Genomic DNA, 24,373 nt, shown 5'->3' with positions numbered 1-24,373 from the left:
GCTCCGTTGCGCAACCCGGTTGACTTCCGGGCCGCTCTCGCCTATAAGTTATGCCACGCTGACGGCAATGCCGGCGGCCCGGGGGATGACCCCGCGGCCGCCTTTTTCGTGCCGACGGCGGGACGTTCCCATGAAAGGCCGATCACCGACATGATCCTGAAGACCGAGGCGGAGGACACCTCCCCGCTGGACGAGGAGATCGTCAGCATTGCCCGCCAACTTCGCGAAATGCGCCACGATCTCGAAGACTTCCAGGCAAGTCTTGCCTCTGGCGATCTCGTCGAGGCGCGCGAAACGGGAAAGGCGGTCTCTTCGATCAAGCAGTGGATCCGCCTTGCCATCGAAGCGGAGATGCTCCTTGCAACACGACAAAGAAACCGCGCCGGCATCGCCCGCGGCGGATACGCCCTCGACCTCGACGCCGCCCGACGCGAAATCGCCGCTCGACTGGATCGCCTGCGCCGGGCGCGAGACGCGGAGGACGTTTCTTGATGCGCTGGCTGACGGGCCGCTTCTGGCGCTTCCCTACCTTTTCGAGTTCTGGGCCATGGACCATCAGCTTCCCCCAGGGGGCGACTGGCGGGCGTGGGTGGTGCTGGGCGGACGCGGCGCGGGCAAGACGCGTGCGGGCGCGGAGTGGGTGCGCGCGCAGGTCGAGGGGCCGCGCCCGCTCGACGAGGGCCGGGCGCGGCGCGTGGCGCTTGTGGGGGAGACCTATGACCAGGCGCGCGACGTCATGGTTCTTGGCGAAAGCGGGATCGTGGCCTGCTCCCCGCCCGACCGTCGCCCGGAATGGCAGGTGAGCAAGCGCCGCCTCGTCTGGCCGAACGGGGCCGCCGCGCAGCTCTACTCGGCGTCGGATCCCGAGGCGCTTCGCGGCCCGCAGTTCGACGCGGCCTGGGCCGACGAGCTTGCCAAGTGGCCCCGCGGCGAGGCCGCCTGGGACATGTTGCAGTTCGCGCTGCGCCTCGGCGACGATCCGCGGCTGTGCGTGACGACGACACCCCGCAATGTCGCCGTTCTGAAACGCCTGCTCGCTGCGCCGACGACCGTGGTCACACGCGCGGCGACGGAAGCGAACCGCGCGAACCTCGCCGAGAGCTTCCTTGCCGAGGTGCGGGCGCGCTACGACGGCACCCGGCTTGGGCGCCAGGAGCTCGACGGCGTGCTTCTGGAAGATGCCGAGGGGGCGCTCTGGACGTCGGCCGCGCTGGCGGGCATGCAGCTCGACGTGGCGCCCGAGCTCGACCGGATCGTGGTCGCCGTGGACCCGCCGGCCACCGGCCATGCGGGCAGCGACGCGTGCGGCATCGTCGTGGCCGGCGCGGTGACGCGCGGGCCGGTGGCGGACTGGCGCGCCGTGGTGCTGGAGGACGCCAGCGTCGAGGCCGCGAGCCCCTCGGCCTGGGCGAAGGCGGCCGTCGCCGCGATGGAGCGTTGGCGGGCCGAGCGTCTCGTGGCGGAGGTGAACCAGGGCGGCGCGATGGTCGAGGCGGTCATCCGGCAGGTCGACCCGCTGGTGCCGATCCGCAGCGTTCACGCGACGCGCGGCAAGGTGGCGCGCGCCGAGCCCGTCGCCGCGCTTTACGAACAGGGGAGGGTGCGGCACCTGCGCGGGCTCGCCCGGCTCGAGGACCAGATGTGCCGCATGACGGCGCATGGCTTCGAGGGTTCGGGCAGCCCAGACCGCGTGGATGCGCTCGTCTGGGCGCTCCACGAACTGATGATCCTGCCGGCGGCGGGCTGGCGCCGGCCGCGCATGCGGGAACTTTGAGACAGGCGCGAGGCTGAACGCCGCGGGCGGGCCGCCTGCGCAAGGGGAGGGCATGCCGGCCCCTCGCGGCACACGCGGGCGGTATCGCGGGGATGCGCGGCCGCCCGCCGGGCGAAGGCTGAAGACGGTCGATCGTGCCTGTTGCGGGGCCGCGCACATCACCGTGCGCTTCGCTGCCGCGTCGTTAACGCCTTGGTAGCTATACCCCTTCTCAACGCCGCGGGGCGCGACGGAGCGCCCGCCGCAGACGAAGATCGAGGAGCCGCCAAAGATGGTCTTTTCCTTCCGCCGCGCCGAGCCGCAGGCCCCCGAGCAGAAGGCATCTGCCACGGGACCGGTGCTTGCCTGGGCGAGCGCGGGCCGCGTGGCCTGGAGCCCGCGCGACACCGCGACGCTGACCCGCACGGGCTTTGCCGGAAACCCGGTGGGCTTTCGCGTCGTCAAGCTGATCGCCGAGGCCGCGGCCGCGCTGCCCCTCGTCCTTCAGGACCGCGCGCGGCGCTACGAGACGCATCCCATTCTCACGCTGCTCGCGCGGCCGAATCCCGTGCACGGGCGGGCCGAACTTCTGGAGGCGCTCTACGGCCAGCTTCTGCTCACCGGAAACGCCTATCTCGAGGCCGTGGCGGGCGGCGAGGGCTGGCCGGTGGAACTGCACGTGCTGCGCTCGGACCGGGTGAGCCTCGTGCCCGGGGCCGACGGCTGGCCCGCCGCCTACGACTACACGGTGGGCGGGCGGAAGCACCGGTTCCACATGGACGAGCCACCCGCGCCGATCTGCCACGTGAAAAGCTTTCACCCGCAGGACGATCATTACGGCCTTTCCCCGCTGCAACCCGCGGCGCAGGCCATCGACGTGCACAATTCCGCCTCGCGCTGGTCGAAGGCGCTTCTCGACAATGCGGCGCGGCCGTCGGGCGCGATCGTCTACACCGGCGCGGATGGCGCAGGCGGGCTCGGGGCCGAGCAGTACGACCGGCTCGTGGCAGAGATGGAGCGCTACCACCAGGGGGCGCGGAACGCCGGGCGGCCGATGCTTCTGGAAGGCGGACTCGACTGGAAACCGATGGGGTTTTCGCCCTCCGACATGGAGTTCCAGAAGACCAAGGAAGCTGCGGCGCGGGAGATCGCGCTCGCCTTCGGGGTGCCGCCGATGCTGCTCGGGATACCGGGGGACGCCACCTACGCCAACTACCAGGAGGCCAACCGGGCGTTCTACAGGCTGACCGTCCTGCCGCTTGCCCAGCGGGTGACCGCCAAGATCGCTGACTGGCTCTCGGGTTTCGGGGGTGCGGTGCTTGAGCTCGGTCCCGACCTCGACCAGGTGCCCGCCCTTGCCGCCGAGCGAGACGCGCAGTGGCGTCGGGTCGCGGCCGCGGAGTTCCTGACGAACGCCGAGAAGCGGCGGCTGCTCGGCCTGCCGGCCGAGCCGGACGGGGCCACGGATGAGTGAGCGGGCACGCTACGGATTTGAGCCGTTCGACTGTGCCCCCGCGCTGCGCCTCGAGGCGCACGAGGCCATGGTCCGGCTCCAGTTCCAGACGCTGGAGGCGCGGCTCGCGCGGATCGAGCAGATGGTGGAACGACTGGAACGGCGGCTCTGGCTGACCGTCTACGGGATCGCGGGAATGATCCTCGCGCAGGCGGCGCAGTCGCTGATGCAGGGCGCGCCCTGAGCGCGCCGGGAGGCCAGGGAAGGAATGGGGCGATGGACATGGAAACGGGACTGGAGCGCAAGTTCTGCCGCGCGGGCGAGACGCTTTCGCGGGGCGAAGGCGCCGTGATCGCGGGCTATGCAAGTCTTTTCGGCGCCGGCGATACGGGCGGCGACGTGGTCGCCGAGGGCGCCTTCGCGGCCTCGCTGGCGCGCCTCGCCGCGGGTGGCGGGCGGGTACGGATGCTCTGGCAGCATGACCCGCGCGAGCCGATCGGGGTCTGGGACGAGGTTCGCGAGGACAAGAAGGGCTTGCGTGTGCGCGGCCGGCTTCTCGAGGCCGTGGCCCGGGGCCGCGAGGCCGCCGCGCTGCTGGCGGCGGGCGCGATCGAGGGCCTTTCGATCGGCTACCGCGTGAAGCGCGCGCACCGCGACGCCGCGGGACGCCGTGTGCTCGAGGAAATCGAGCTGTGGGAGGTGTCGCTCGTCACCTTCCCGATGCTGCCGAGCGCCCGCGTGGCGGCGAAGGAGGATGCGGGCGCGGTCGCGCTTCGCGAGATGGCGCAGGTCTTCGAGACCGCGCGCCGCAGCCTGGCGGGCGACTGAACCCGTCCCCCGAAAACACGCCGCGGTCGCGGCCAAGCGAGAGGAAACCGGATGGAAACGCAGGAGGACGCGCCGGGCGGGCAGATCGCGCCTGTCGCGGAGGTGAAGCGCGCAGTGGTGGGTTTCACAAAGGACTTCAGGGAATTCCGAGAAGGAATTCATCAAAGGCTTCAGCAACAGGAAGAACGGCTAGACATGCTTGACCGCAAGACAACGCTCGCCACGGCGACGACGACGCGCCCCGCGCTTTCGCGCGCCGATCACACCGACGCCCCGCACCGCAAGGCCTTCGCCGCCTACCTGCGCACGGGCGACGACGATCATCTGCGCGGACTCGAATTCGAGGGAAAGGCGATGTCGACCGCGGTGGCGGGCGACGGGGGCTACCTGATCGACCCGGAAACCGCGGCGACGATCCGTTCGGTCCTGGGCGGCGCGGGTTCCATCCGGCGGATCGCCAACGTCGTCGAGGTCGAGGCCAGCGCCTATGACGTGCTGATCGACACCAGCGAGGCGGGCGCGGGCTGGGCCAGCGAGACGGGCCCGCAGGCCGAGACCGGGACGCCCACGGTCGATCGGATCTCGATCCCGCTTCACGAACTTTCGGCGCTGCCGAAATGCAGCCAGCGTCTTCTCGACGATGCGGCCTTCGACATCGAGGGCTGGCTGGCCGGGCGCATCGCGGAGAAGTTCGCCCGGGCCGAAGCTGCGGCCTTCGTGTCGGGCGACGGGACGGACAAGCCCACGGGGTTCCTGACCCACCCGGCGGTGGCGAACGACAGCTGGGCGTGGGACAGCCTGGGCTATGTGCCCACTGGCGCGACCGGCGCGTTCTCGGGCGCCGAAGCGCTGGTGGACCTCGTCTACGCGCTGGGCGCGCCCTACCGGGCCAATGCGAGCTTCGTGATGAACTCGAAGACGGCGGGCGCGGTGCGCAAGCTCAAGGACAATGACGGGCGCTTCCTGTGGTCTGACGGCCTCGCCGCGGCAGAGCCGGCGCGGTTGCTGGGCTACCCGGTGCTGATCGCGGAGGACATGCCCGACATCGCCAGCGGTTCGGACGCCATCGCCTTCGGTGACTTCCGCGCGGGATACACGGTCGTGGAAAGGCCGGACCTGCGCGTGCTGCGTGACCCGTTCAGCGCGAAGCCGCATGTCCTCTTCTACGCCACGAAGCGCGTGGGCGGTGACGTGACCGACTTCGCCGCGATCAAGCTGCTGCGCTTCGCCGCGTCCTGACGCGGCGACGGCAAGCCAGAGCCGGTCCCGGCGGCGCCCACGCGCGCGGCCGGGGCCGGGGACCAGTCGGAGAGGTTGGATGATGCTGATCGATGAAGCCGGCGTGCCCGACGCCGCGCTGCCGGTGACGGAGTTCACGGCCCATCTGCGGCTTGGCACGGGGTTTTCCGCCGAGACGCTTCAGGAGCCCGTGCTGCGGAGTTTCCTGCGGGCGGCCATCGCGGCGATCGAGGCGCGCACGGCCAAGGCGCTCGTCCGCCGCGTCTTTGCGCTGACGGTGCAGGACTGGGCTGCGCGCGACGCGCATCCACTGCCCGTGGCGCCGGTGACGGGGCTGGTCTCGCTGGGCTTCCGCGACCGGGCGGGCACGGAAACGGCAAGCGGGCTTGACGTGGTCTGGCTGGCAGAGGAGGCGCATCGCCCGGTGCTGCGCGCCGCGGGCGGGGCCCTGCCGGCGATCCCCAGGGGGCAAAGCGCCGTGCTGCGCTTCGAGGCAGGCTACGCCACGGCCTGGGGAGAGTTGCCGGCCGACCTCGGCCAGGCGGTGCTGCTGCTCGCGGCGCATTACTACGAATACCGTGATGCGACCTCGCTCGGCGGGGGCTGCATGCCCTTCGGCGTGACGAGCCTGATCGAGCGTTACCGCGCATTGCGGCTTCATGCCGGGGCGGGGCGGTGAGCGCGCCGCGGCTGAACCGGGCGCTGGTGCTGGAGGCGCCGGGCGAGGTGCCGGACGGCGCCGGCGGCTTCGTCCCGGGCTGGAGCGCGCTCGGAACGCTCTGGGCCGCGGTCACGCCGCGCGCGGCGCGCGAGGAGGCGGGCATGGCGGCGCCTCTGGCGCAGTCCGCCTACCGGGTCACCGTGCGCGCGGCGCGCCCCGGCGATCCGGCCCGTCCGCGGCCGGGCCAGCGCTTCGCAGAGGGCGAGCGGCGTTTCCGGATCCTCGCGGTGGCCGAGGCAGACCCGCACGGCCTCTATCTCGACTGCGTCTGCGAGGAGGAGCTTTCGCAATGAGTTACGCTCTCGCGCCCGATCTTCAGAAGGCGGTTCATGGCCGCCTGTCGGCCGACCCGGCGCTCGCGGCGCTTGTGGCCGGCCATGTCTATGACGCGTTGCCGCCGGGCAAGCTGCCGCCGCTCTTCGTGCTTCTGGGCGACGAGACGGTGCGCGACCGGTCGGACGCCACCGCGCGTGGCGCGGACCACGACGTCACCGTCTCCGTCGTCTCGGACGGGCGGGGCTTCGCCCCGGCGAAGGCGGCCGCCGCTGCGGTCTCGGACGCGCTTCTGGCGCCCGGGCTCTCGCTGGCGCGCGGGCATCTCGTCTCGCTCCGGTTCCGCCGCGCCGCGGCCCGGCGCGAAAAGCGCGGCCGCTATCGCCGCATCGATCTCGTGTTCCGCGTCCGCGTGGACGAGGACTGACCGAAGGAGGACCGCGCATGACCGCGCAGAACGGCAAGGATCTTCTGATCAAGGTGGATCTGACCGGTGACGGCCAGTTCCACACCATCGCGGGGCTGCGGGCCACGCGGGTGAGTTTCAACGCCGAGCAGGTGGACGTGACCAGCCTGGAAAGTCAGGGCGGCTGGCGCGAGTTGCTGGCCGGCGCCGGGGTCAAGTCGGCCGCCATCTCGGGTTCGGGCGTTTTCCGCGACGCGGCGACCGACGAGCGCGCCCGCCAGATCTTCTTCGACGGGGAGACGCCGGATTTCCAGGTGGTGATCCCGGGCTTCGGCACGGTGGACGGGGCGTTCCAGGTGACCGCGCTCGACTACGCGGGCACCCATAACGGCGAAGCCACCTACGAGCTTTCCCTCGCCTCGGCGGGCGCCCTTCGGTTCACGGCGCTCTGAGATGGCCAATCCCTGGGCGGGCGAGGTGGAACTCGTCATCGACGGCAAGGCGCGGGTGATGCGGCTCACCCTCGGGGCGCTGGCCGAGCTGGAGGCCGCGCTCGAGGCGGGATCGCTCCTCGATCTTGTGCGGCGCTTCGAGGAGGGGATTTTTTCCGCGCGCGATGTGCTGGCGCTGCTTGCGGCGGGGCTGCGGGGAGGCGGCGCCGACATGACGGCCGCAGATCTTGCCCGCGCCGAGATCGCGGGCGGGCCGCGGGCGGCGGCGCGGGCGGCCGCCGAGCTTCTGGCGCGCGCCTTCATGGATCCCGGAGAGCCGTCGTGACGGCGCGAATGGACTGGCCGGGGCTCTTGCGGGCTGGCGTGCGCGGGCTGGGGCTGGCGCCCGCCAAGATCTGGGCGCTGACCCCGGCCGAATTGCGGCTGCTACTGGGACCGGAGGCGGGGGTGGCGCCGATGCCGCGGGCGCGGCTCGACGAGTTGCTCGCGGCGTTTCCTGACGAGACGGGAGACTGCGATGGCTGACTACGAGGAGGCCGAGCGCCTCGAGGACCAGATCGACGCCCTCGAGGCGAGTTTCGGCGCCGCGGCAGGCCTCGCGGCGGGCTTCGACGCCGAACTCAGGCGCATCCACGAGACGTTCAGCGCCACCGGCAAGGGCGTGGCGGAGCTCGAGTCGTCGCTGGGTCGGGGGCTACGCCGGGCCATCGACGGGATCGTGCTGGACGGGATGCGCGCCTCCGAGGCGCTGGAGGCGGTGGGCCGCTCGCTTGTCGCCACGGCTTACGGCGCCGCGGTGAAGCCCGTGACCGATCATTTCGGCGGGCTGATCGCGGACGCGGTGGGCGGGCTCTTCGGCGGGCTTTCCGGGTTCGCGTCGGGCGGCAGCTTCACGCAAGGGCGGGTGATGCCGTTCGCCGAGGGCGGGATCGTCACCCGGCCCACGCTCTTTCCCATGCGGGGCGGAACCGGGCTGATGGGCGAGGCGGGACCGGAGGCGATCCTGCCGCTCGCACGGGGCGCCGACGGGCGGCTCGGAGTGCGCTCCGGGCAGGGATCGGCGCGGCCCGTCACCGTGGTGGTCAACGTCACCACCCCCGACGTCGACGGCTTCCGCCGGTCGCAGGGCCAGATCGCCGCCGAGATGGGCCGCGCGCTCGCCCGCGGGCAGCGCTACCGCTGAGGAGGGACCATGGGCTTTCACGAGATCCGCTTTCCAAGCAACCTGAGTTTCGGATCGGTGGGTGGGCCGGAGCGCCGCACCGACGTGGTGACCCTCGCCAACGGGTTCGAGGAGCGCAACACGCCCTGGGCGCAGTCGCGGCGGCGCTATGACGCGGGCGTGGGCCTGCGGTCGCTCGACGACATCGAGACGCTCGTGGCGTTCTTCGAGGCGCGGCGCGGGCGGCTGCACGGGTTTCGCTGGAAGGACTGGTCGGACTTCAAGTCGTCGCGCCCCAGCCGGCCTGTCGCGCGGGACGATCAGCACCTTGGCACGGGCGACGGGGCGACACGGGCCTGGCAGCTCGTCAAGACCTACCGGTCCGGAGAGGGCGCCTACACGCGGCGGATCGAGAAGCCGGTCTCCGGCACCGTCCGCGTGGCGGTGCAGGGCGACGCGCTGCGCGAGGGCGTCGACTTCGAGGTCGATGCGGCCACCGGCCTCGTGACGCTGGAGCGCGCGCCGGCAGCGGGCATGGAGATCACTGCGGGGTTCGAGTTCGACGTGCCGGTCAGGTTCGACACCGACGCGATCCAGACCGGCGTGGCGAGTTTCCGCGCCGGCGAAATGCCCCGCGTGCCGGTGGTGGAGATCCGCACATGAGCGACATGAACCCGACCCTGGCCGCGCATCTCGACGGTGGCCTCACGACCCTTGCGCGCGCCTGGGCGCTGACCCGCACCGACGGCGTGGAGATGGGGTTCACCGATCACGACCGTCCGCTCGTCTTCGACGGTCTCGCGTTCCGCCCCGACACCGGGCTGAGCGCCATGGCGCTTCAGCAGGGCACCGGGCTTGCGGTCGACAACACCGAGGCGCTGGGCGCGCTGTCGGATTCCGCGATCACGGAGGCCGACGTCGAGGCGGGCCGCTACGATGGCGCGGAGCTTCGGGTCTGGATCGTCGACTGGCAGGATCCGCGGGCGCACCATCTCGTCTTCCGGGGGCATATCGGCGAGATCCGACGGATCGACGGCGTTTTCCGCGCCGAGGTTCGGGGGCTTTCGGATGCGCTCAACCGCCCGCTCGGGCGCGTCTTCCAGCGGCCCTGCACGGCCGTCCTGGGCGACGCTGCCTGCCGCTTCGACCTGTCGAGGCCCGGGTATGCCCACGAGGCCGCGGCCGTTTCGGCGGATCGCGCGCGGGTCTTCCGCCTTGCCCCGCTGCCCGGCTTCGCGCCGGGCTGGTTCGCGCACGGGCGGCTGACGGTGCTGGACGGGCCCGCGGCGGGGCTTTCCGGCGCCATCAAGCGCGACGCGGCCGAAGAGACCGCGCGCGTCATCGAGCTTTGGGAGCCGCTGCGTGCCGTCGTCGGCGCGGGCACGCGGCTGCGCCTCGAGGCGGGGTGCGACAAGCGCATGGAAACCTGTCGCCTGAAATTCGACAACCTTCTGAACTTTCGTGGTTTTCCGGATATTCCCGAGGAGGACTGGATGCTCGTTCATGCCGCGCAGTCGGGCAGCATCGGCGGCGGGAGCCGGCGCTGAGATGGCGGCGCATGCGCGGATCGTGGTCGCCGCCGCGCGCGGCTGGATCGGAACGCCCTACCGCCACCAGGCGAGCGTGAAGGGGGCCGGCGCGGACTGTCTCGGGCTGCTGCGCGGGGTGTGGCGCGAGGTTCTGGGCACCGAGCCGGAGGCCGTCCCGCCCTACACGCCCGACTGGTCGGAGCCGCAGGGCGAAGAGCGGCTCTGGCGTGCGGCGGCGCGGCATCTCGTTGCCAAGCCGCTCGCCGCGGAGGCGCCGGGGGACGTCCTGCTCTTCCGGCTTCGGCGCGGCGCGGTGGCCAAGCATCTCGGCATCCAGGGGCGCACCGGCCGCGCGGCCAGCGTGATCCACGCCTATTCGGGCCACGGCGTGGTGGAAAGTGCGCTCGGATCGCCCTGGCGGCGGTGCATCGTGGCCCGTTTCTCGTTTCCCGAAAGGACCCGCTGATGGCGACGATCCTTCTTTCCGCCGCCGGGGCGGCGCTAGGCAGTTCGCTGGGGGGCACGGTTCTCGGCCTGTCGATGACGGCCGCGGGCCGGTTCCTGGGCGTCACGCTGGGGCGGGCCATCGACGCGCGGCTGATGGGGCAGGGCTCGGACACGGTGGAAACCGGCCGGATCGAGCGGTTCCGCCTGACGGGCGCGGGCGAGGGCGCGCCCGTTCCGCAGGTCTATGGCCGGATGCGGGTGGGGGGGCACGTGATCTGGGCCAGCCGCTTTACCGAAGTCGTCACCGAGGCGGGCGGTGGCGGCAAGGGCGAACCGCGCCAGCCCAAGACGCGGCGCTACAGCTACCGCGTCAGCCTTGCCGTGGCGCTTTGCGAGGGCGAGATCGCGGGCGTCGGCCGTGTCTGGGCGGACGGCGCCGAGATCGCGCCCGGAGAGCTTGTCATGCGGGTGCACCCGGGCAGCGAGGACCAGTTGCCCGATCCGGCGATCGAGGCGATCGAGGGGGCGGGCGCGGTGCCCGCCTACCGCGGCACGGCCTATCTGGTGATCGAGGATCTGGACCTGTCGACCTGGGGAAACCGCATCCCGCAGCTGAGCTTCGAGGTGATCCGCCACGAGCAGCCCGCCCGTCCCGGGGCCGAGACGGAGCCGGCGGGTGTGTTGCGTGCGGTGGCCCTCACGCCGGGCACCGGCGAATACGCGCTCGCCACCACGCCGGTCCGGCTCGAACGCGAGCCAGGGCGGAAGGTGGTCGCCAACGTGAACTCGCCCTCGGGCGAGACCGATCTGGTGACCTCGCTCGACGGGCTCGAGCGCGAGTTGCCGGCCTGCGAGGCGGTGTCGCTGGTCGTGAGCTGGTTCGGTGACGATCTGCGCTGCGGCGCGTGCAGCCTGCGGCCGAAGGTCGAGCAGGCCGAGGCCGACGGCAAGGAAATGCCGTGGGCAGTGGCGGGGGTGACCCGCGGTGCAGCCGGAACGGTGCCTGTCGATGACGGCCGTCCCGTCTACGGTGGCACGCCCACCGACGCCGCCGTGGTCGAGGCGATCCGCGAGCTTTCCGCGCGCGGGCAGGCGGTGACCTTCTATCCGTTCATCCTGATGGAACAGATGGCCGGCAACACGCTGCCCGACCCGTGGACCGGCGCGGCGGGGCAGCCCGTGCTGCCATGGCGAGGGCGCATCACGCTCTCCGTCGCGCCCGGGCGCGAGGAGTCTCCGGATGGCACCGCGCCCGCGGCCGACGAGGTCGCGGCCTTCTTCGGCGCGGCGCGGGCGGCGGATTTCGCCGTGGGCGACGGGACCGTCACCTACACCGGCCCGGCGGAGGACTGGGGCCTTAACCGTTTCATCCTGCACTATGCGGCGCTCTGCGCCGCCGCGGGCGGGGTGGAGGCGTTCTGCATCGGGTCGGAACTGCGCGGCCTCACGCAGATCCGGGACGACGCGGGCTTTCCCGCGGTCGCGCGGCTGCGCGCGCTCGCCGCCGAGGTGCGGGCGCTGCTCGGACCGCAGGTGAAGATCGGCTATGCCGCCGACTGGTCGGAATACTGGGGTTACCAGCCGCCCGACGCGCCGGGCGACAGGCTCTTTCACCTCGATCCGCTCTGGGCCGACGAGGAAATCGATTTCGTGGGTATCGACAACTATCTGCCACTGTCGGACTGGCGCGACGGCACGGAGCACGCCGACGCGGGTGATGCGGGTGGTATTCACGATCTCGACTACCTGCGCGCGAACGTTGCGGGCGGCGAACTCTTCGACTGGTTCTATCACTCCGAGGAGGCGCGCGCCGCCCAGATCCGCACGCCGATCGAGGACGGCGCCCACGGCGAGGCCTGGATCTGGCGGCCCAAGGATATCCGGAGCTGGTGGGAGAACCCGCACCACGAGCGCATCGGGGGCGTGCGGCAGGCCACGCCCACGGGTTGGGTTCCCGGGTCCAAGCCGATCTGGTTCACGGAGTTCGGTTGCGCGGCGGTGGACAAGGGCACGAACCAGCCCAATCGCTTTCTCGACCCGAAATCCTCGGAATCCGGGCTGCCGCACTTCTCGGACGGGCGGCGCGACGAGGTGCTTCAGGCGAATTACTACCGGGCGACGCTCGCCCACTGGTCGGATCCCGCGGCGAATCCGGTCTCGGACATCTATGGCGGGCCGATGATCGACCTGTCCCGCTGTTTCGCGTGGAGCTGGGATGCCCGGCCCTGGCCGTGGTTTCCCGCCGCGCAGGATGTCTGGGCGGACGGGGTGAACTATGCGCGGGGCCATTGGCTCAACGGGCGCGCCTCGGGGCGCGGGCTGGGATCCGTGATCGGCGAGATCTGCGACCGGGCCGGGCTGCACGATTACGACGTGGACGCGGCGCACGGCCATGTGCGCGGCTACCTCGTGCCCGATGCGGGCACCGCGCGCGCCGCGCTTCAGCCGCTGCTTCTGCGCCACGGCATCGACGCCGTGGAACGCGACGGGCGCTTGCGCTTCCAGCCGCGAGACCGGGCGCGTCCGCTGGAGCTCGACCCGGACCGGCTTGCCGTGATCGAGAGCCTGGAGGGCCGCCTCGAGGAAACACGCGCCGCAGAGGCCGAGCAGGCCGGGCGGGTGCGGCTGCGGTTTGTGGCCCATGGCAGCGATTTCGAGATCGCCGCCGCAGAGGCCGTGTTACCCGACGATGCGACCCACGCGGTCAGCGAAAGCGAGATGCCGCTTGCGATGACGCGCGCCGAGGCGACGTCCACGGCGGAGCGCTGGCTTGCAGAGGCACGGGTCGCGCGCGACACGTGCCGCTTCGCCCTGCCGCCGTCGCGCTTTGCGCTCGGTCCGGGCGACGTGGTGCGCCTCGGCGACGGCGGGGGCGGCGCGCTCTGGCGGATCGACCGGACCGAGCAGGGCGCCGCGCTGCTGGTCGAGGCGGTGCGCGTGGAGCCCAGCGTCTACCTGCCGGCCGCGTTCGAGCCGGAGGCCCCCTCGCGCCTCGCGCCCTTCGTCGTCCCGGTGCCGGTGGAGTCGGTCTTCCTCGATCTGCCGCTCATGACCGGCGACGAGGCGCCCCATGTCCCGCATCTGGCGCTTCGCGCCGATCCCTGGCCCGGGACGGTCGCGGTGTGGGACGCGCCGTTCGACGCGGGCTACGCGCTGAATTCCGTCTTCGCGGTCCGCGCCGCGATGGGGGTCACGGAAACGGCGCTGCCCGCCGCGCCGCCCGGGCGGATCGACCGTGGCCCGGCGCTCGCCGTGCGCCTCGACGGCGGCGCGCTGGGCGATGTCACCGAGGAGGCGCTGCTCGCCGGCGCGAACCTCGTGGCGATCGGCGACGGGAGCCCGGCGCGATGGGAGCTCTTCCAGTTCCGCGCGGCGCGCATGCTCGGGCCCGACCGGTGGCTTCTGTCCGAGCGGCTTCGCGGGCAGGCGGGCAGCGACGGCGTGATGCCGCCAAGCTGGCCCGCGGGCTCGCGGATCGTCCTGATGAACGGGGCCGCGCAGCAGATCGCCCTGCCGCCCACCGCGCGCAACGTGGCGCGACATTACCGTATAGGCCCCCGCGCGGCGCGGCTATGACGATCCGAGCTATACCCATGTCGTGGCCGCCTTCGCCGGAGAGGGGCTGCGGCCCTATCGCCCCTGCCACCTGCGCGCCCGGGCCGAGGCCGGCGCATGGCATTTCCGCTGGGTCCGGCGCACGCGCATCGACGGCGACGGCTGGGAGGGGGCCGAGGTGCCGCTCGGGGAAGAGCGCGAACGCTACCTCGTCCGGATCGTCACCGGCACCGGCGTGCAGCGGGAGGTGACGGTGGACGCGCCCGAATGGGTGTATGCCGCCGCCGACATGGCCGCCGACGGGGGTCGCGGCGCCCTTCGAGCTGCGCGTGGCGCAGGTCTCGGCGCGCTACGGCCCCGGGCCTTTCGCGGCGCTCACGGTGGGCGGCTGATGCGGGCCGTTCTCGTGGGCGACGTGTGGGCGGCGGCGCGGGCGCTTCGCGCGCTGCCGGGCCCGGCGCGCGCCCGGGCCTGCCGCCTGCTTCTGCAGGAAGCGGACGCGGCGCACCGCTACCACCGGCGCTTCGGCCGCGCGCATCCGCGCTGGGGCACGGGCTCGCTCATGGCACGGGCGGGGCAGGCGGGACCCCTGCCGCCCGCGCCGCCGCTGTCGGATCCCGACTGGTGCGACTGCCTGGCGGTGGCGCTGTCCGAACTCGCCGCGTTTCGCCGCGCCGGTCAGCCCGAGGCGCAGTCCACGCAACGCGCCGCCGCCGGGTCGAGGCGCAGCCGTCCGGCCGGGATCGCCTCTCCGCAGTCCTCGCAATAGCCGAATTCGCCCTCTTCGATCCGGGCGAGCGCGGCCGAAAGCCGCCGCCGTTCCGTGTCGCGGCGGAGCTGCTGGGCCTTGGCCATGGCCTGCGACTGAAGCGCGTCCTGCCGCGAGAGCCGCCCGACGGACTGCTGGTCCAGCGTGACCACCGACTGGCCGCCGGCGCCGAGCGCGTCCTCCGCGTCGAGTTCGGCGAGACGCGCCGCGATCAGGGCGCGGAACTCCTCGGGATCGGGATCCGGCATGGGTGTCGAGCCTCCGTTCAGGACTTTCCGAATGGCGGGCGAGGACCATTTTGTGTATCACGGACCGTATCAAGTGCCGAGGGAGGCCGCCATGGCGGAAACGCGCGCGAAGCTGAAGCAGCTCGACCCTGTCTGGGCCCGCATCACGTCCGAGGCGGAGGCGGCCGTCGCGGACGAGCCGCTTCTGGGCGGGGTGATCCATTCCAGCGTGCTGCACCACCCGACCTTGCCGCGCGCGCTCGCGTACCGGGTCTCGCTCAAGCTCGCCTCGGGCGAGATGTCAGAGCAGATCCTCCGCGAGATCTGCGACGAGGCCCACGCGGCCGAGCCCGCGCTCGCCCAGGCCGCGCGCGCCGACATCGCCGCCGTCTACGACCGCGATCCGGCCTGCCACCGCTTCCTGCAACCGCTTCTCTTCTTCAAGGGGTTCCAAGCCTTGCAATGCTACCGCGTGGCGCATTGGCTCTGGACGCAAGGTCGGCGCGACCTCGCCTATTTCTTCCAGATGCGCGTCTCCGAGGTGTTCTCGGTGGACATCCACCCGGCGGCGCGCGTCGGGCAGGGGATCATGATCGACCACGCCCATTCCATCGTGATCGGCGAGACGGCGATGGTGGGCGACAACGTCTCCATGCTCCATTCGGTGACACTGGGCGGCACCGGCAAGGAAGACCAGGACCGCCACCCGAAGATCGGCTCGGGCGTGCTGATCGGCGCGGGGGCCAAGGTTCTGGGCAATATCCGAGTTGGTGATTGCTGCCGGATCGCCGCGGGGTCCGTGGTGCTCGAAGACATACCGCCGAAGAAGACCGTGGCGGGCGTGCCCGCGCGCATCGTGGGTGAGGCCGGCTGCGCCCAGCCCTCCGTCACCATGGACCAGATCCTGCGCGGCGAGATCTGACCCCGCCGGATCCTTCGGCCCTGAACGCTGATCCCGGGGTGCGGGCTTCGACGTGCTGCGGGGCGCAGCCCCCCGGGCCGGCGTCGCCCATCAGCGGCTGACGCCCGGGGCGTCAGGCAAGCATGGCGAGCGGCGCCTCGAGGTGCCGGACGATGGCCGCCAGCAGCTCCGCGCCGAGCGCGCCGTCGATCACCCGGTGATCCACCGACAGCGTGACGGACATCACCGTCGCGGAGGAGAGGGCGCCGCCCGCGTCCACGACCGGCTTCGTCACGCCGGCGCCCACCGCGAGGATGGCGCCGTGGGGCGGGTTTATGACTGCGTCGAAATTCTCGATCCCGTACATCCCGAGATTGGAGATCGCGAAGCTGCCGCCCTGGTATTCCTGTGGCGCGAGCTTGCGGTCGCGGGCCCGGCCCGCGAGATCCTTCATCGCGGCCGAGAGCGCGGAGAGCGATTTGCTCTCGGCATCCCGGATCACCGGCGTGAAGAGCCCGCCCTCCACGGCGACGGCCACGGCCACGTCCGACGGCTTGAGCCGCAGGATGCGGTCGCCCGCCCAGACGGCGTTGGCTGCCGGCACCTCCTGAAGGGCCAGCGCGCAGGCCTTGATGATGAAGTCGTTGACCGAGAGCTTGACGCCGCGCGCCTCCAGGTCCGCGTTGAGACGCTTGCGCAGGTCGAGAAGGGCGTCTAGCCGGATCTCGCGGCGCAGGTAGAAATGCGGGATGGTCTGCTTGGCCTCGGTGAGGCGCTGGGCGACCGTGCGGCGCATACCATCGAGGGCGATTTCCTCCGTCTCGCGGTCGGCATAGATCTTGCGGACCTGGTCGGCGTCGGGGCCTGTCGGCATGGCGCCGGCTGCCGGTTTCGGCGCGGCCTGTGCGGCCTCCGGCGCGGCGGCGTCAGCGGCCGCGGCGGGCTTCGCACCCTCCACGTCGGCGCGGACGATCCGGCCATGCGGACCCGACCCCTCGATCCGCGTGAGGTCGAGACCCTTCGCCGCGGCGATGCGGCGGGCGAGCGGGGAGGCGAAGACGCGCCGCCCCTCGGCGTCCTCGGGCGCGGCCGGGGCGGGCGTGTCGGGCAGCGCGTTCCCGGCGCTTGCCTCAGGGGCAGGGGCAGGGGCGGAACGCGGCGCGCTCTCCGGCTTGCCGGTTTCGGCCGGGGCCTCGGCGCCGCCCGCCTTGCCGCTCTTGCCGGCCGCCGGAGCGGCGTCGGGCAGGTCGTCGGCGCTCTCGCCGTCGTCCAGAAGGACGGCGATGGGCGTGTTGACCTTCACACCCTCGCTGCCCTCGGCCACGAGGATCTTGCCGACGGTGCCCTCGTCGACCGCCTCGAATTCCATGGTGGCCTTGTCGGTCTCGATCTCCGCCAGAAGGTCTCCTGCGGCGACGGTGTCCCCTTCCTTCACGAGCCACCTGGCGAGCGTGCCCTCCTCCATGGTGGGCGAAAGGGCGGGCATCAGGATCTCGGTGGGCATGCGCAGCGCTCCCTCAGCGGTAGGTGACCTGGCGCACCGCCTCGAGCAGCTCGTCGGTGGGGACGAGGGCATGGCGCTCGAGGTTGGCGGCGTAGGGCATCGGCACGGCCTTGCCGGCGACGGTGAGCACCGGCGCGTCGAGCCAGTCGAAGGCCTCGCGCATCAGCACGGCGGAGACGTGGCTGCCGATGGAGGCGACGGGCCAGCCCTCCTCCACGGTGACGCAGCGGTTGGTCTTCTTCACGCTCTCGATCACGGTGGCGGTGTCCATGGGCCGCAGCGTGCGCAGGTCCACCACCTCGGCGGAGACGCCGTCCTCGGCCAGCTTCTCGGCCGCTTCCATGGCGTAGGTCATGCCGATGCCGAAGCTCACGATGGTCACGTCCGTGCCCTCGCGCCAGATCTTCGCCTTGCCGAAGGGGATGGTGAAATCGTCGAGCACCGGGACCTCGAAGCTCTTGCCATAGAGGATCTCGTTCTCGAGGAAGATCACCGGGTTGGGATCGCGGATCGCGGTCTTCAGGAGGCCCTTCGCGTCGGCGGCGGAATAGGGCATCGCGACCTTGAGGCCGGGAACATGCGCGTACCACGCCGCGTAATCCTGGCTGTGCTGGGCGGCGACGCGCGCCGCCGCGCCGTTCGGGCCGCGGAAGACGATGGGGCAGCCCATCTGCCCGCCCGACATGTAGAGCGTCTTGGCGGCCGAGTTGATGATCTGGTCGATCGCCTGCATGGCGAAGTTGAAGGTCATGAACTCCACGACCGGGCGCAGCCCGCCGAAGGCCGCGCCCACGCCGAGACCTGTGAAGCCGTGCTCGGTGATCGGCGTGTCGATGACGCGTTTCGCGCCGAATTCGTCGAGGATGCCCTGGGTGATCTTGTAGGCGCCCTCGTACTCGGCGACCTCCTCGCCCATGACGAAGACCGACCCGTCGCGGCGCATCTCCTCGGCCATGGCGTCGCGCAGCGCCTCGCGCACGGTCTGCTTCTTGAACTCGGTGCCCTCGGGCACGTCGGGCTCGGAGGCCGGGGCCGGGGTCTCGGCCGGACCCGACGCGCTTGCTGCGGCCTTCGGGGCCTCCGACCCGGATGTCTCCCGGGCCTCGGGCCGGTTTGCCTCGCTCGCCTCGCTCGCGGCCGCCTCGGCGTCCTCGGCGTTTTCGCCCTCCTCGAGAAGCACGGCGATGGGCGTGTTGACCTTCACGCCCTCGGTCCCCTCGGCCACGAGGATCCTGCCGACGGTGCCTTCGTCCACCGCCTCGAATTCCATGGTGGCCTTGTCGGTCTCGATCTCGGCGAGGATGTCGCCCGCGGCCACGCTGTCGCCCTCCTTGACGAGCCACTTGGCAAGGGTGCCTTCCTCCATCGTCGGCGAGAGGGCGGGCATCAGGATCTCGGTGCTCATGCGGTCGGGTCTCCCTCAGGCATCCTGCGGCGCGGTGTTGGCGTAGATGTCGGTCCAGAGCTCGTCGAGCGCGGGCTCGGGGCTTTCGCGGGCGAAATCCGCCGCGGCGTTGACCACCGACTTGATCTCGCGGTCGATCGCCTTGAGGTCTTCCTCGCTGGCGTGGTCGCCGGACAGCAGCAGCTCGCGCACATGCTCGATGGCGTCGCGTTCCTCGCGCATCTTCTGCACCTCCTCGCGGGTGCGGTACTTCGCGGGATCGGACATGGAGTGGCCGCGGTAGCGGTAGGTCTTGATCTCGAGGATGTAGGGCCCCTTGCCGGACCGGCAGTGCGCCACCGCCTTGTCGCCGCCGGCCTTCACGGCGAGCACGTCCATGCCGTCCACCGCCTCCCCGGGGATGCCGAAGGCGGCGCCGCGGGTATAGATGTCGGGCGTCGACGTCGCGCGCTTCTGCGAGGTGCCCATGGCGTACTGGTTGTTCTCCACGACGAAGATCACCGGCAGCTCCCAGAGCGCGGCCATGTTGAACGCCTCGTAGACCTGGCCCTGGTTGGCCGCGCCCTCGCCGAAATAGGTGAAGGTGACGCGGTCGGTCTCGTTGTACTTGTCGGCGAAGGCGAGCCCCGCGCCCAGCGGCACCTGCGCGGCGACGATCCCGTGCCCGCCGTAGAAATGTTTCTCTTTCGAGAACATGTGCATGGAGCCGCCCTTGCCCTTGGAATAGCCGCCCTCGCGGCCCGTGAGCTCGGCCATGACGCCCTTGGGGTCCATCCCGCAGGCCAGCATGTGGCCGTGGTCGCGGTAGGAGGTGATGCGCTTGTCGCCTTCCTCGGCGGCGGCCTCGAGGCCGACGACGACGGCCTCCTGCCCGATGTAGAGATGGCAGAAGCCGCCGATCAGGCCCATGCCGTAAAGCTGGCCCGCCTTCTCCTCGAAGCGGCGGATCAGGAGCATGTCGCGGTAGTAGCCTTTCAGCTCCTCGGCCGACACGTTGGGGGCCTTGGCGGTCTTGCGGGTGGCCATGGGGGCGCGCCCTCCCTCAGGCAGATGGTTTAGCACTGAACAAAAGCCATAGCGGATTCCCCCGGCGGGAGTAAGGGGGTTTCTGGCGCGGCGCCGCGGGCCGCTGGTGGGCTATTTTAGCACGACCTCGTCGGCGCGCAGGAGGCCCAGCACGTCGCGGGCCTGCTGGTCCAGCAGATCGAGGTCGAGATAGTCGTCCGACAGACGATGGGTGAGGTTCTCCATCCGCGCCACCTCGGCGCGGAGCCGTGCCAGATCCTCGGCCAGGCGCGCCTTCTCCACCTCGACCTCGGCGCGGCGGAAGAGCCCGTAATCGCCCTGCACCGCGGCATAGGTGAAGTAGAGCCCGAGCCCGAGGGCGCCGGCGAAGAAGAGGATCGCCCCGAAGGCGGGACGGGATCGCGATGTCAGCATGGCTGCGCCTTGCTCTGCCTCGGCCGCGGCCTCTTTCGGGCCGTCGGCCACCACTATGGCACAGGCGATTCGCCATGGGAATCCCCGAATCCGCGGGCATCGACGCGCCGGCGGCCCGGCGTGGCGCATCCGGGACGCGCGGGTCCGGCACGGGTTGAAAATCGGGATGGAGCCTCCACCTCGAAATGGATTGCGGTGCGCCTCGGCGCGGCAGGACCGCGCCGGAGCGCCGAGGAAGGTGCATCCGCCCCGGAACGCGGGCGGGGCACGGGAACGCGACGGACAGGAAAGGAGGCCCGCATGGCCATGAAGAACGAGACCAGCATCGACAACCTGCAACAGGCCCTCGCGATGGAGCTGACCGCGGCGCACCAGTACCTGCTGCATGCCCATGTCCTCGACGATTGGGGGCTGGACAAGCTCGCCTCGCGGATGCGCGACGAGATGCAGGAAGAGCTCGGCCATGCCGGCAAGTTCATCGAGCGCATCATGTTCCTCGGCGGCACGCCGAACCTCACCCCCGCGGCGACGCCGTCGAAGGCGGAGTCGCTCCGCGCGCTTTTCGAGTCCGACCGGAAGGACGAGGGCGAGGCGATCCGCTTCTACACCGAGTCCGCGCGCGCCGCCTCGGACAATGACGATATCGGCACGCGTCGGCTTTTCGAGGACATCGTGCTCGACGAAGAGGGCCACTGGGACTGGCTCAACCGGCAGATCGACCTGCTGGAGCGGATGGGCGAGCCCGCCTTCTACAACACCTACATGAGCGGCGATCAGGCCGGGGCCTGACGCGGGCGGGCGCGGCGCACCACCACGCGATCAGCGCTTGAGCGCCGCGACGCCCGGAAGATCCTTGCCCTCCATCCATTCGAGGAAGGCGCCGCCCGCCGTCGAGATGTAGGTGAAATCCTTTGCCGCGTCGGCGCGGTTGAGCGCGGCCACGGTATCGCCGCCGCCCGCGACCGAGACGAGCCGGCCCATGCGCGACAGCTCCGCCGCCTTGGCCGCCGCGGCGGCCGTGGCCGCATCGAAGGGCGGGTACTCGAAAGCACCGAGGGGGCCGTTCCAGAGAAGCGTGCGTGCGCGCTCCAGCGCGTCGCGGATGCGCCGTACGCTCTCGGCGCCCGCGTCGAGGATCATCGCGTCCTCGGGGCAGGCGTCGGCGGGCACGGTCTCGTGCGGCGCGCCCGCGGCGAGGTCGCGCGCCACCACTACGTCTACCGGAAGCAGGACCTCGCAGCCCGCCTTCGCCGCCTTCTCCGTGATCTCGCGCGCGGTGTCTGCCATGTCGTGCTCGGCCAGCGAGCGGCCGATCTCGAGGCCGCGGGCGGCCAGGAAGGTGTTGGCCATGCCGCCGCCGATCACGAGGATGTCGACCCGCTCCACGAGGTTGGCCAGAAGCTCGAGCTTAGTCGAGACCTTGGCCCCGCCCACCACCGCCATCAGCGGCCGCTCCGGCTCGGTCAGCGCGCGCGACAGCGCCGAGAGCTCGGCCGCCATCAGCCGCCCGGCGCAGGAGGGCAGGTGGGACGCGATGCCCGCCGTCGAGGCGTGGGCGCGATGCGCGGCCGAGAAGGCGTCGTTGCAGTAGATGTCGCCGAGCCGCGCCAGCGCCGCGGCGAAGTCCGCATCGTTGGCCTCCTCGCCCGGGTAAAAGCGCGTGTTCTCCAGAAGCAGCACCTCGCCCGCGGGCAGCGCGTCCGCCGCGGCTTCGGCGGCGGGCCCCACGCACGCCTCGCAGAAGCGCACCGGCACGCCGAGCGCGTCCTGCATCGGGCGTGCGAGCTGCTCCAGCGACATCTCCGGCACGCGCCTGCCCTTCGGGCGGTCGAAATGGGCCAAGAGGATCGGCCGGCCGCCGGCCTCCAGCACGTCGCGGATGGTGGGCGTGGTGCGGGCGATGCGGCTCGCGTCGGTGACCTCGCCGTCCTGCACCGGCACGTTGATGTCCACGCGGATCAGCACCCGCTTGCCCTCGAGCGCCATGTCGTCGAGCGTCGCCCAGCCCATCGTCCCCTCCTGCCCGGTTGCGGCCCGGGCTCCTCTTCCACGGGCCACCCCGGCGCGTCAATGCGAAGCTTGCGGGCTGGCCGCACGCGGCCTAGGAGTGTGGCGAACCGAGGCGAAGGAGAGCCGGCCATGGCCGAGATCAAGGACCCCGAGAACACCATCCTGATGGAGCTGAAGGACGGCACCGTCGTGATAGAGCTTCTGCCCGACATCGCGCCGGAACACTGCGCGCGGATGAAGGAGCTGGCCCGCGCCGGCGCCTACGACAACGTGGCCTTCCACCGCGTGATCGACGGGTTCATGGCGCAGACCGGCGACGTGGCGCACGGCAACATGGAAAGCGATTTCAACCTGCGCCGTGCGGGCACCGGCGGCTCGAACCTGCCCGATCTCAAGGCCGAATTCTCGCGCATCCCGCACGATCGCGGCACGCTCGGCGCGGCGCGCAGCCAGAACCCCGACAGCGCGAACTCGCAGTTCTTCATCAATTTCAAGGACAACCACTTCCTGAACGGGCAGTACACGGTCTACGGCCGCGTGATCGACGGGATGGCGCATGTGGATGCGATCACCCGCGGCGAGCCGCCCGCGAACCCCGACCGGATGATCAGCGTGAAGGTGGCCGCCGATGCGTAAACTCGCCGTTATCCTGGCCTTCGCGGCCTCTCCCGCCCTCGCCACCGGCATCGAGATCGAGGTCTCGGGCGAAGCCGAGGGCACCATCGCCATCGACCTGCTCGAAGACGTGGCGCCCGCCCACGCCGAGCGCATCGCGACGCTTGCCGCCGAGGGCGCCTATGACGGGGTCGTCTTCCACCGCGTGATCGACGGCTTCATGGCGCAGACCGGAGACGTGGAGTTCGGCAAGATGGGCGGCGACATGTCCATGGCCGGGCGCGGCGGCTCGGCCATGCCGGACCTGCCGGCCGAGTTCTCCGACATCCCGTTCGAGCGGGGCGTGGTCGGCATGGCCCGGTCCCAGAACCCCGACAGCGCGAATTCGCAGTTCTTCATCATGTTCGCCCCGGGGGCGTTCCTGAACGGCCAGTACACTGTCGTGGGGCGCGTGACCTCCGGCATGGAGGTGGTGGACGCGATCAAGCGCGGCGAGGGACAGAACGGCGCCGTGATCGGGCAGCCCGACGTCATGGAGCGGGTCACCGTCACCGACTGAGCCGGGGCCTCGCGGCCGGTCACGTTCGCGGCAAGGGGGCTGTGCGGGCGGGCGATTCGCCCGCACCCTGTGCGGAAGTTCCGCATGGGAGGGCTTCGCCATGACACCCAGGACGATTCTCGCCGCCCTCGGCCTCGCGCTCGCCGCCGCCGGGCCGGTCGCCGCCGACCCCGCGCGCTGGGCCGCCGAGTGGCCCGATACCGATTTCTCGAAGACCACGCTCGAGAGCTGGGACGAGGTGATCTCGGGCGGGCCGCCCAAGGACGGGATCCCCGCGCTTTCGGACCCCGATTTCATCCCCGTCTCCGCCGAGACGCGGCTCGGCGCGCGCGAGCCGGTGATCGCGGTGGAGCTTGCCGGCGAGCGGCCGCGCGCCTACCCGATCCGCTACCTCACCTGGCACGAGATCGTGAACGACGAGATCGGCGGACGGCCCGTCGCCGTGACCTTCTGCCCGCTCTGCAATTCCGGCATCACCTTCGACCGGCGCGCGGGTGGGCGCACGCTCGAGTTCGGCGTCTCCGGCAAGCTCCGTCGCTCGGACATGATCATGTACGACCGCCAGACCGAGAGCTGGTGGCAGCAGGCCATCGGCGAGGCGATCGCGGGCGAGATGACGGGCACCACGCTAAAGACGCTGCCCACCTGGATGGAGGGCTGGGCGCAGTTCGCCGCGCGCAACCCCGAGGGGCTCGTGATGGACGAGCCCGGCTGGAACCGCGCCTATGGCCGCAACCCCTATCGCGGCTACGACAGCGCGCGCCGGCCCTTCCTCTACTCCGGCGAGATGCCGCCCCACGGCATCCCGCCGCTCGCCCGCGTCGTGCGGGTGGATACCCGGGCCTGGCCGCTCTCGCGGCTCTCCGAGGAAGGCCGCATCGCCGAGGCGGGCGTCACGCTGTCATGGCGGACGGGCCAGGCCTCGGCGCTCGATGCCGGCACGATCGGCGGCGGGCGCGACGTGGGCTCTGTGCGGGTGCGGGACGCGGCGGGTCGGGACGTGGCCCATGACGTCATGTTCGCCTTCGCGTTCCATGCCTTCTGGCCCGAGGGCACCTGGATGCTGGCCGGCGGGGCGCGCTGACGCCCGCATGCGTCACCGTCGCGGGCGAGGGGGCGCTGCCC

At 71.5% G+C, this 24,373-nt stretch carries 29 protein-coding genes; 23 read left to right on the top strand and 6 right to left on the bottom strand.

Annotation, left to right across the window (positions count from 1 at the left end):
• Window positions 1-6 precede the first annotated feature (6 nt).
• From AB6A65_RS00965 to AB6A65_RS00880, 18 genes are all read left to right on the top strand, one after another.
• Window positions 7-492: a hypothetical protein gene (locus tag AB6A65_RS00965; protein WP_371036483.1), complete on the top strand. Its 486-nt coding sequence runs from the start codon at window positions 7-9 to the stop codon at window positions 490-492.
• A gap of 22 nt (window positions 493-514) precedes the next feature.
• Window positions 515-1,774: a DNA-packaging protein gene (locus AB6A65_RS00960; RefSeq protein ID WP_371036805.1), complete on the top strand. Its 1,260-nt coding sequence runs from the start codon at window positions 515-517 to the stop codon at window positions 1,772-1,774.
• Window positions 1,775-2,045: 271 nt separating this feature from the next.
• Window positions 2,046-3,227, top strand: coding sequence for a phage portal protein (locus AB6A65_RS00955; RefSeq protein ID WP_371036482.1), 1,182 nt, complete (start codon window positions 2,046-2,048; stop codon window positions 3,225-3,227).
• Window positions 3,220-3,450, top strand: coding sequence for a hypothetical protein (locus tag AB6A65_RS00950; protein WP_371036481.1), 231 nt, complete (start codon window positions 3,220-3,222; stop codon window positions 3,448-3,450). The genes AB6A65_RS00955 and AB6A65_RS00950 overlap by 8 nt, the downstream gene beginning before the upstream one ends.
• A gap of 32 nt (window positions 3,451-3,482) precedes the next feature.
• A complete protein-coding gene (locus AB6A65_RS00945; RefSeq protein ID WP_371036480.1) occupies window positions 3,483-4,034 on the top strand; it encodes an HK97 family phage prohead protease in 552 nt (183 codons plus the stop codon).
• Between the two features lie 51 nt (window positions 4,035-4,085).
• Window positions 4,086-5,273: a phage major capsid protein gene (locus AB6A65_RS00940; RefSeq protein WP_371036479.1), complete on the top strand. Its 1,188-nt coding sequence runs from the start codon at window positions 4,086-4,088 to the stop codon at window positions 5,271-5,273.
• A 79-nt stretch (window positions 5,274-5,352) separates the two neighbouring features.
• The gene (locus AB6A65_RS00935) at window positions 5,353-5,952 is read left to right on the top strand and encodes a head-tail connector protein (RefSeq protein WP_371036478.1); all 600 of its coding nucleotides are present in this window, start codon (window positions 5,353-5,355) and stop codon (window positions 5,950-5,952) included.
• The gene (locus AB6A65_RS00930; protein WP_371036477.1) at window positions 5,949-6,287 is read left to right on the top strand and encodes a head-tail adaptor protein; all 339 of its coding nucleotides are present in this window, start codon (window positions 5,949-5,951) and stop codon (window positions 6,285-6,287) included. Before AB6A65_RS00935 ends, AB6A65_RS00930 begins: the two co-directional genes overlap by 4 nt.
• A complete protein-coding gene (locus tag AB6A65_RS00925) occupies window positions 6,284-6,694 on the top strand; it encodes a DUF3168 domain-containing protein (protein ID WP_371036476.1) in 411 nt (136 codons plus the stop codon). Before AB6A65_RS00930 ends, AB6A65_RS00925 begins: the two co-directional genes overlap by 4 nt.
• Before the next feature lie 17 nt (window positions 6,695-6,711).
• A complete protein-coding gene (locus AB6A65_RS00920; protein WP_371036475.1) occupies window positions 6,712-7,125 on the top strand; it encodes a phage major tail protein, TP901-1 family in 414 nt (137 codons plus the stop codon).
• Between the two features lies 1 nt (window position 7,126).
• On the top strand, window positions 7,127-7,450 hold the full coding sequence (locus tag AB6A65_RS00915) for a gene transfer agent family protein (RefSeq protein ID WP_371036474.1): 324 nt from the start codon (window positions 7,127-7,129) through the stop codon (window positions 7,448-7,450).
• A gap of 8 nt (window positions 7,451-7,458) precedes the next feature.
• Window positions 7,459-7,650: a rcc01693 family protein gene (locus AB6A65_RS00910; RefSeq protein WP_371036804.1), complete on the top strand. Its 192-nt coding sequence runs from the start codon at window positions 7,459-7,461 to the stop codon at window positions 7,648-7,650.
• Entirely contained in the window at window positions 7,643-8,308 is a 666-nt protein-coding gene (locus tag AB6A65_RS00905; protein ID WP_371036473.1) for a phage tail tape measure protein, read from the top strand. Before AB6A65_RS00910 ends, AB6A65_RS00905 begins: the two co-directional genes overlap by 8 nt.
• Window positions 8,309-8,317: 9 nt before the next feature.
• A complete protein-coding gene (locus tag AB6A65_RS00900) occupies window positions 8,318-8,950 on the top strand; it encodes a TIGR02217 family protein (protein WP_371036472.1) in 633 nt (210 codons plus the stop codon).
• Window positions 8,947-9,834 (top strand): DUF2163 domain-containing protein, encoded by an 888-nt coding sequence (locus AB6A65_RS00895; protein ID WP_371036471.1) that lies wholly within the window; start codon window positions 8,947-8,949, stop codon window positions 9,832-9,834. Before AB6A65_RS00900 ends, AB6A65_RS00895 begins: the two co-directional genes overlap by 4 nt.
• Window position 9,835: 1 nt before the next feature.
• Window positions 9,836-10,282: a peptidase gene (locus AB6A65_RS00890; RefSeq protein ID WP_371036470.1), complete on the top strand. Its 447-nt coding sequence runs from the start codon at window positions 9,836-9,838 to the stop codon at window positions 10,280-10,282.
• The gene (locus AB6A65_RS00885; protein ID WP_371036469.1) at window positions 10,282-13,839 is read left to right on the top strand and encodes a glycoside hydrolase/phage tail family protein; all 3,558 of its coding nucleotides are present in this window, start codon (window positions 10,282-10,284) and stop codon (window positions 13,837-13,839) included. Before AB6A65_RS00890 ends, AB6A65_RS00885 begins: the two co-directional genes overlap by 1 nt.
• Window positions 13,840-13,861: 22 nt before the next feature.
• Window positions 13,862-14,587, top strand: a complete 726-nt coding sequence (locus tag AB6A65_RS00880; RefSeq protein ID WP_371036468.1) for a hypothetical protein — start codon at window positions 13,862-13,864, stop codon at window positions 14,585-14,587.
• On the opposite strand, the gene AB6A65_RS00875 is transcribed toward AB6A65_RS00880, so the two are convergent.
• Window positions 14,497-14,835, bottom strand: a complete 339-nt coding sequence (locus AB6A65_RS00875; RefSeq protein WP_371036467.1) for a TraR/DksA family transcriptional regulator — start codon at window positions 14,833-14,835, stop codon at window positions 14,497-14,499. The genes AB6A65_RS00880 and AB6A65_RS00875 overlap by 91 nt on opposite strands.
• Window positions 14,836-14,926: 91 nt before the next feature.
• On the opposite strand from AB6A65_RS00875, the gene cysE reads away from it, so the two are divergent.
• A complete protein-coding gene (cysE, locus tag AB6A65_RS00870) occupies window positions 14,927-15,736 on the top strand; it encodes a serine O-acetyltransferase (protein ID WP_371036466.1) in 810 nt (269 codons plus the stop codon).
• A 112-nt stretch (window positions 15,737-15,848) separates the two neighbouring features.
• Here cysE and AB6A65_RS00865 read toward each other — a convergent pair whose 3' ends face one another.
• The 4 genes from AB6A65_RS00865 to AB6A65_RS00850 form a co-directional block, all read right to left on the bottom strand.
• The gene (locus AB6A65_RS00865) at window positions 15,849-17,219 is read right to left on the bottom strand and encodes a pyruvate dehydrogenase complex dihydrolipoamide acetyltransferase (protein ID WP_371036465.1); all 1,371 of its coding nucleotides are present in this window, start codon (window positions 17,217-17,219) and stop codon (window positions 15,849-15,851) included.
• Between the two features lie 13 nt (window positions 17,220-17,232).
• A complete protein-coding gene (locus tag AB6A65_RS00860; protein WP_371036464.1) occupies window positions 17,233-18,624 on the bottom strand; it encodes a pyruvate dehydrogenase complex E1 component subunit beta in 1,392 nt (463 codons plus the stop codon).
• A 15-nt stretch (window positions 18,625-18,639) separates the two neighbouring features.
• Window positions 18,640-19,650 (bottom strand): pyruvate dehydrogenase (acetyl-transferring) E1 component subunit alpha, encoded by a 1,011-nt coding sequence (gene pdhA, locus AB6A65_RS00855; protein WP_371036463.1) that lies wholly within the window; start codon window positions 19,648-19,650, stop codon window positions 18,640-18,642.
• A 111-nt stretch (window positions 19,651-19,761) separates the two neighbouring features.
• Window positions 19,762-20,061 (bottom strand): septum formation initiator family protein, encoded by a 300-nt coding sequence (locus AB6A65_RS00850; RefSeq protein WP_371036803.1) that lies wholly within the window; start codon window positions 20,059-20,061, stop codon window positions 19,762-19,764.
• 303 nt (window positions 20,062-20,364) lie between these two features.
• On the opposite strand from AB6A65_RS00850, the gene AB6A65_RS00845 reads away from it, so the two are divergent.
• Window positions 20,365-20,853, top strand: coding sequence for a bacterioferritin (locus tag AB6A65_RS00845; RefSeq protein ID WP_371036462.1), 489 nt, complete (start codon window positions 20,365-20,367; stop codon window positions 20,851-20,853).
• 30 nt (window positions 20,854-20,883) lie between these two features.
• On the opposite strand, the gene pgk is transcribed toward AB6A65_RS00845, so the two are convergent.
• Window positions 20,884-22,074: a phosphoglycerate kinase gene (gene pgk, locus AB6A65_RS00840; RefSeq protein ID WP_371036461.1), complete on the bottom strand. Its 1,191-nt coding sequence runs from the start codon at window positions 22,072-22,074 to the stop codon at window positions 20,884-20,886.
• A gap of 129 nt (window positions 22,075-22,203) precedes the next feature.
• On the opposite strand from pgk, the gene AB6A65_RS00835 reads away from it, so the two are divergent.
• The 3 genes from AB6A65_RS00835 (at window position 22,204) to AB6A65_RS00825 (ending at window position 24,332) form a co-directional block, all read left to right on the top strand.
• Window positions 22,204-22,710, top strand: a complete 507-nt coding sequence (locus AB6A65_RS00835) for a peptidylprolyl isomerase (RefSeq protein WP_371036460.1) — start codon at window positions 22,204-22,206, stop codon at window positions 22,708-22,710.
• A complete protein-coding gene (locus tag AB6A65_RS00830; RefSeq protein ID WP_371036459.1) occupies window positions 22,703-23,248 on the top strand; it encodes a peptidylprolyl isomerase in 546 nt (181 codons plus the stop codon). Before AB6A65_RS00835 ends, AB6A65_RS00830 begins: the two co-directional genes overlap by 8 nt.
• Window positions 23,249-23,348: 100 nt before the next feature.
• A complete protein-coding gene (locus AB6A65_RS00825) occupies window positions 23,349-24,332 on the top strand; it encodes a DUF3179 domain-containing protein (protein ID WP_371036458.1) in 984 nt (327 codons plus the stop codon).
• Window positions 24,333-24,373: the final 41 nt, after the last annotated feature.

The organism is Rhodosalinus sp. FB01 (assembly GCF_041365715.1).
In the GTDB taxonomy this organism is placed as follows: Bacteria; Pseudomonadota; Alphaproteobacteria; order Rhodobacterales; family Rhodobacteraceae; genus Rhodosalinus.
Note: the sequence above shows the minus strand (reverse complement) of the source record. Positions and strands in the feature narration are given on the sequence as shown.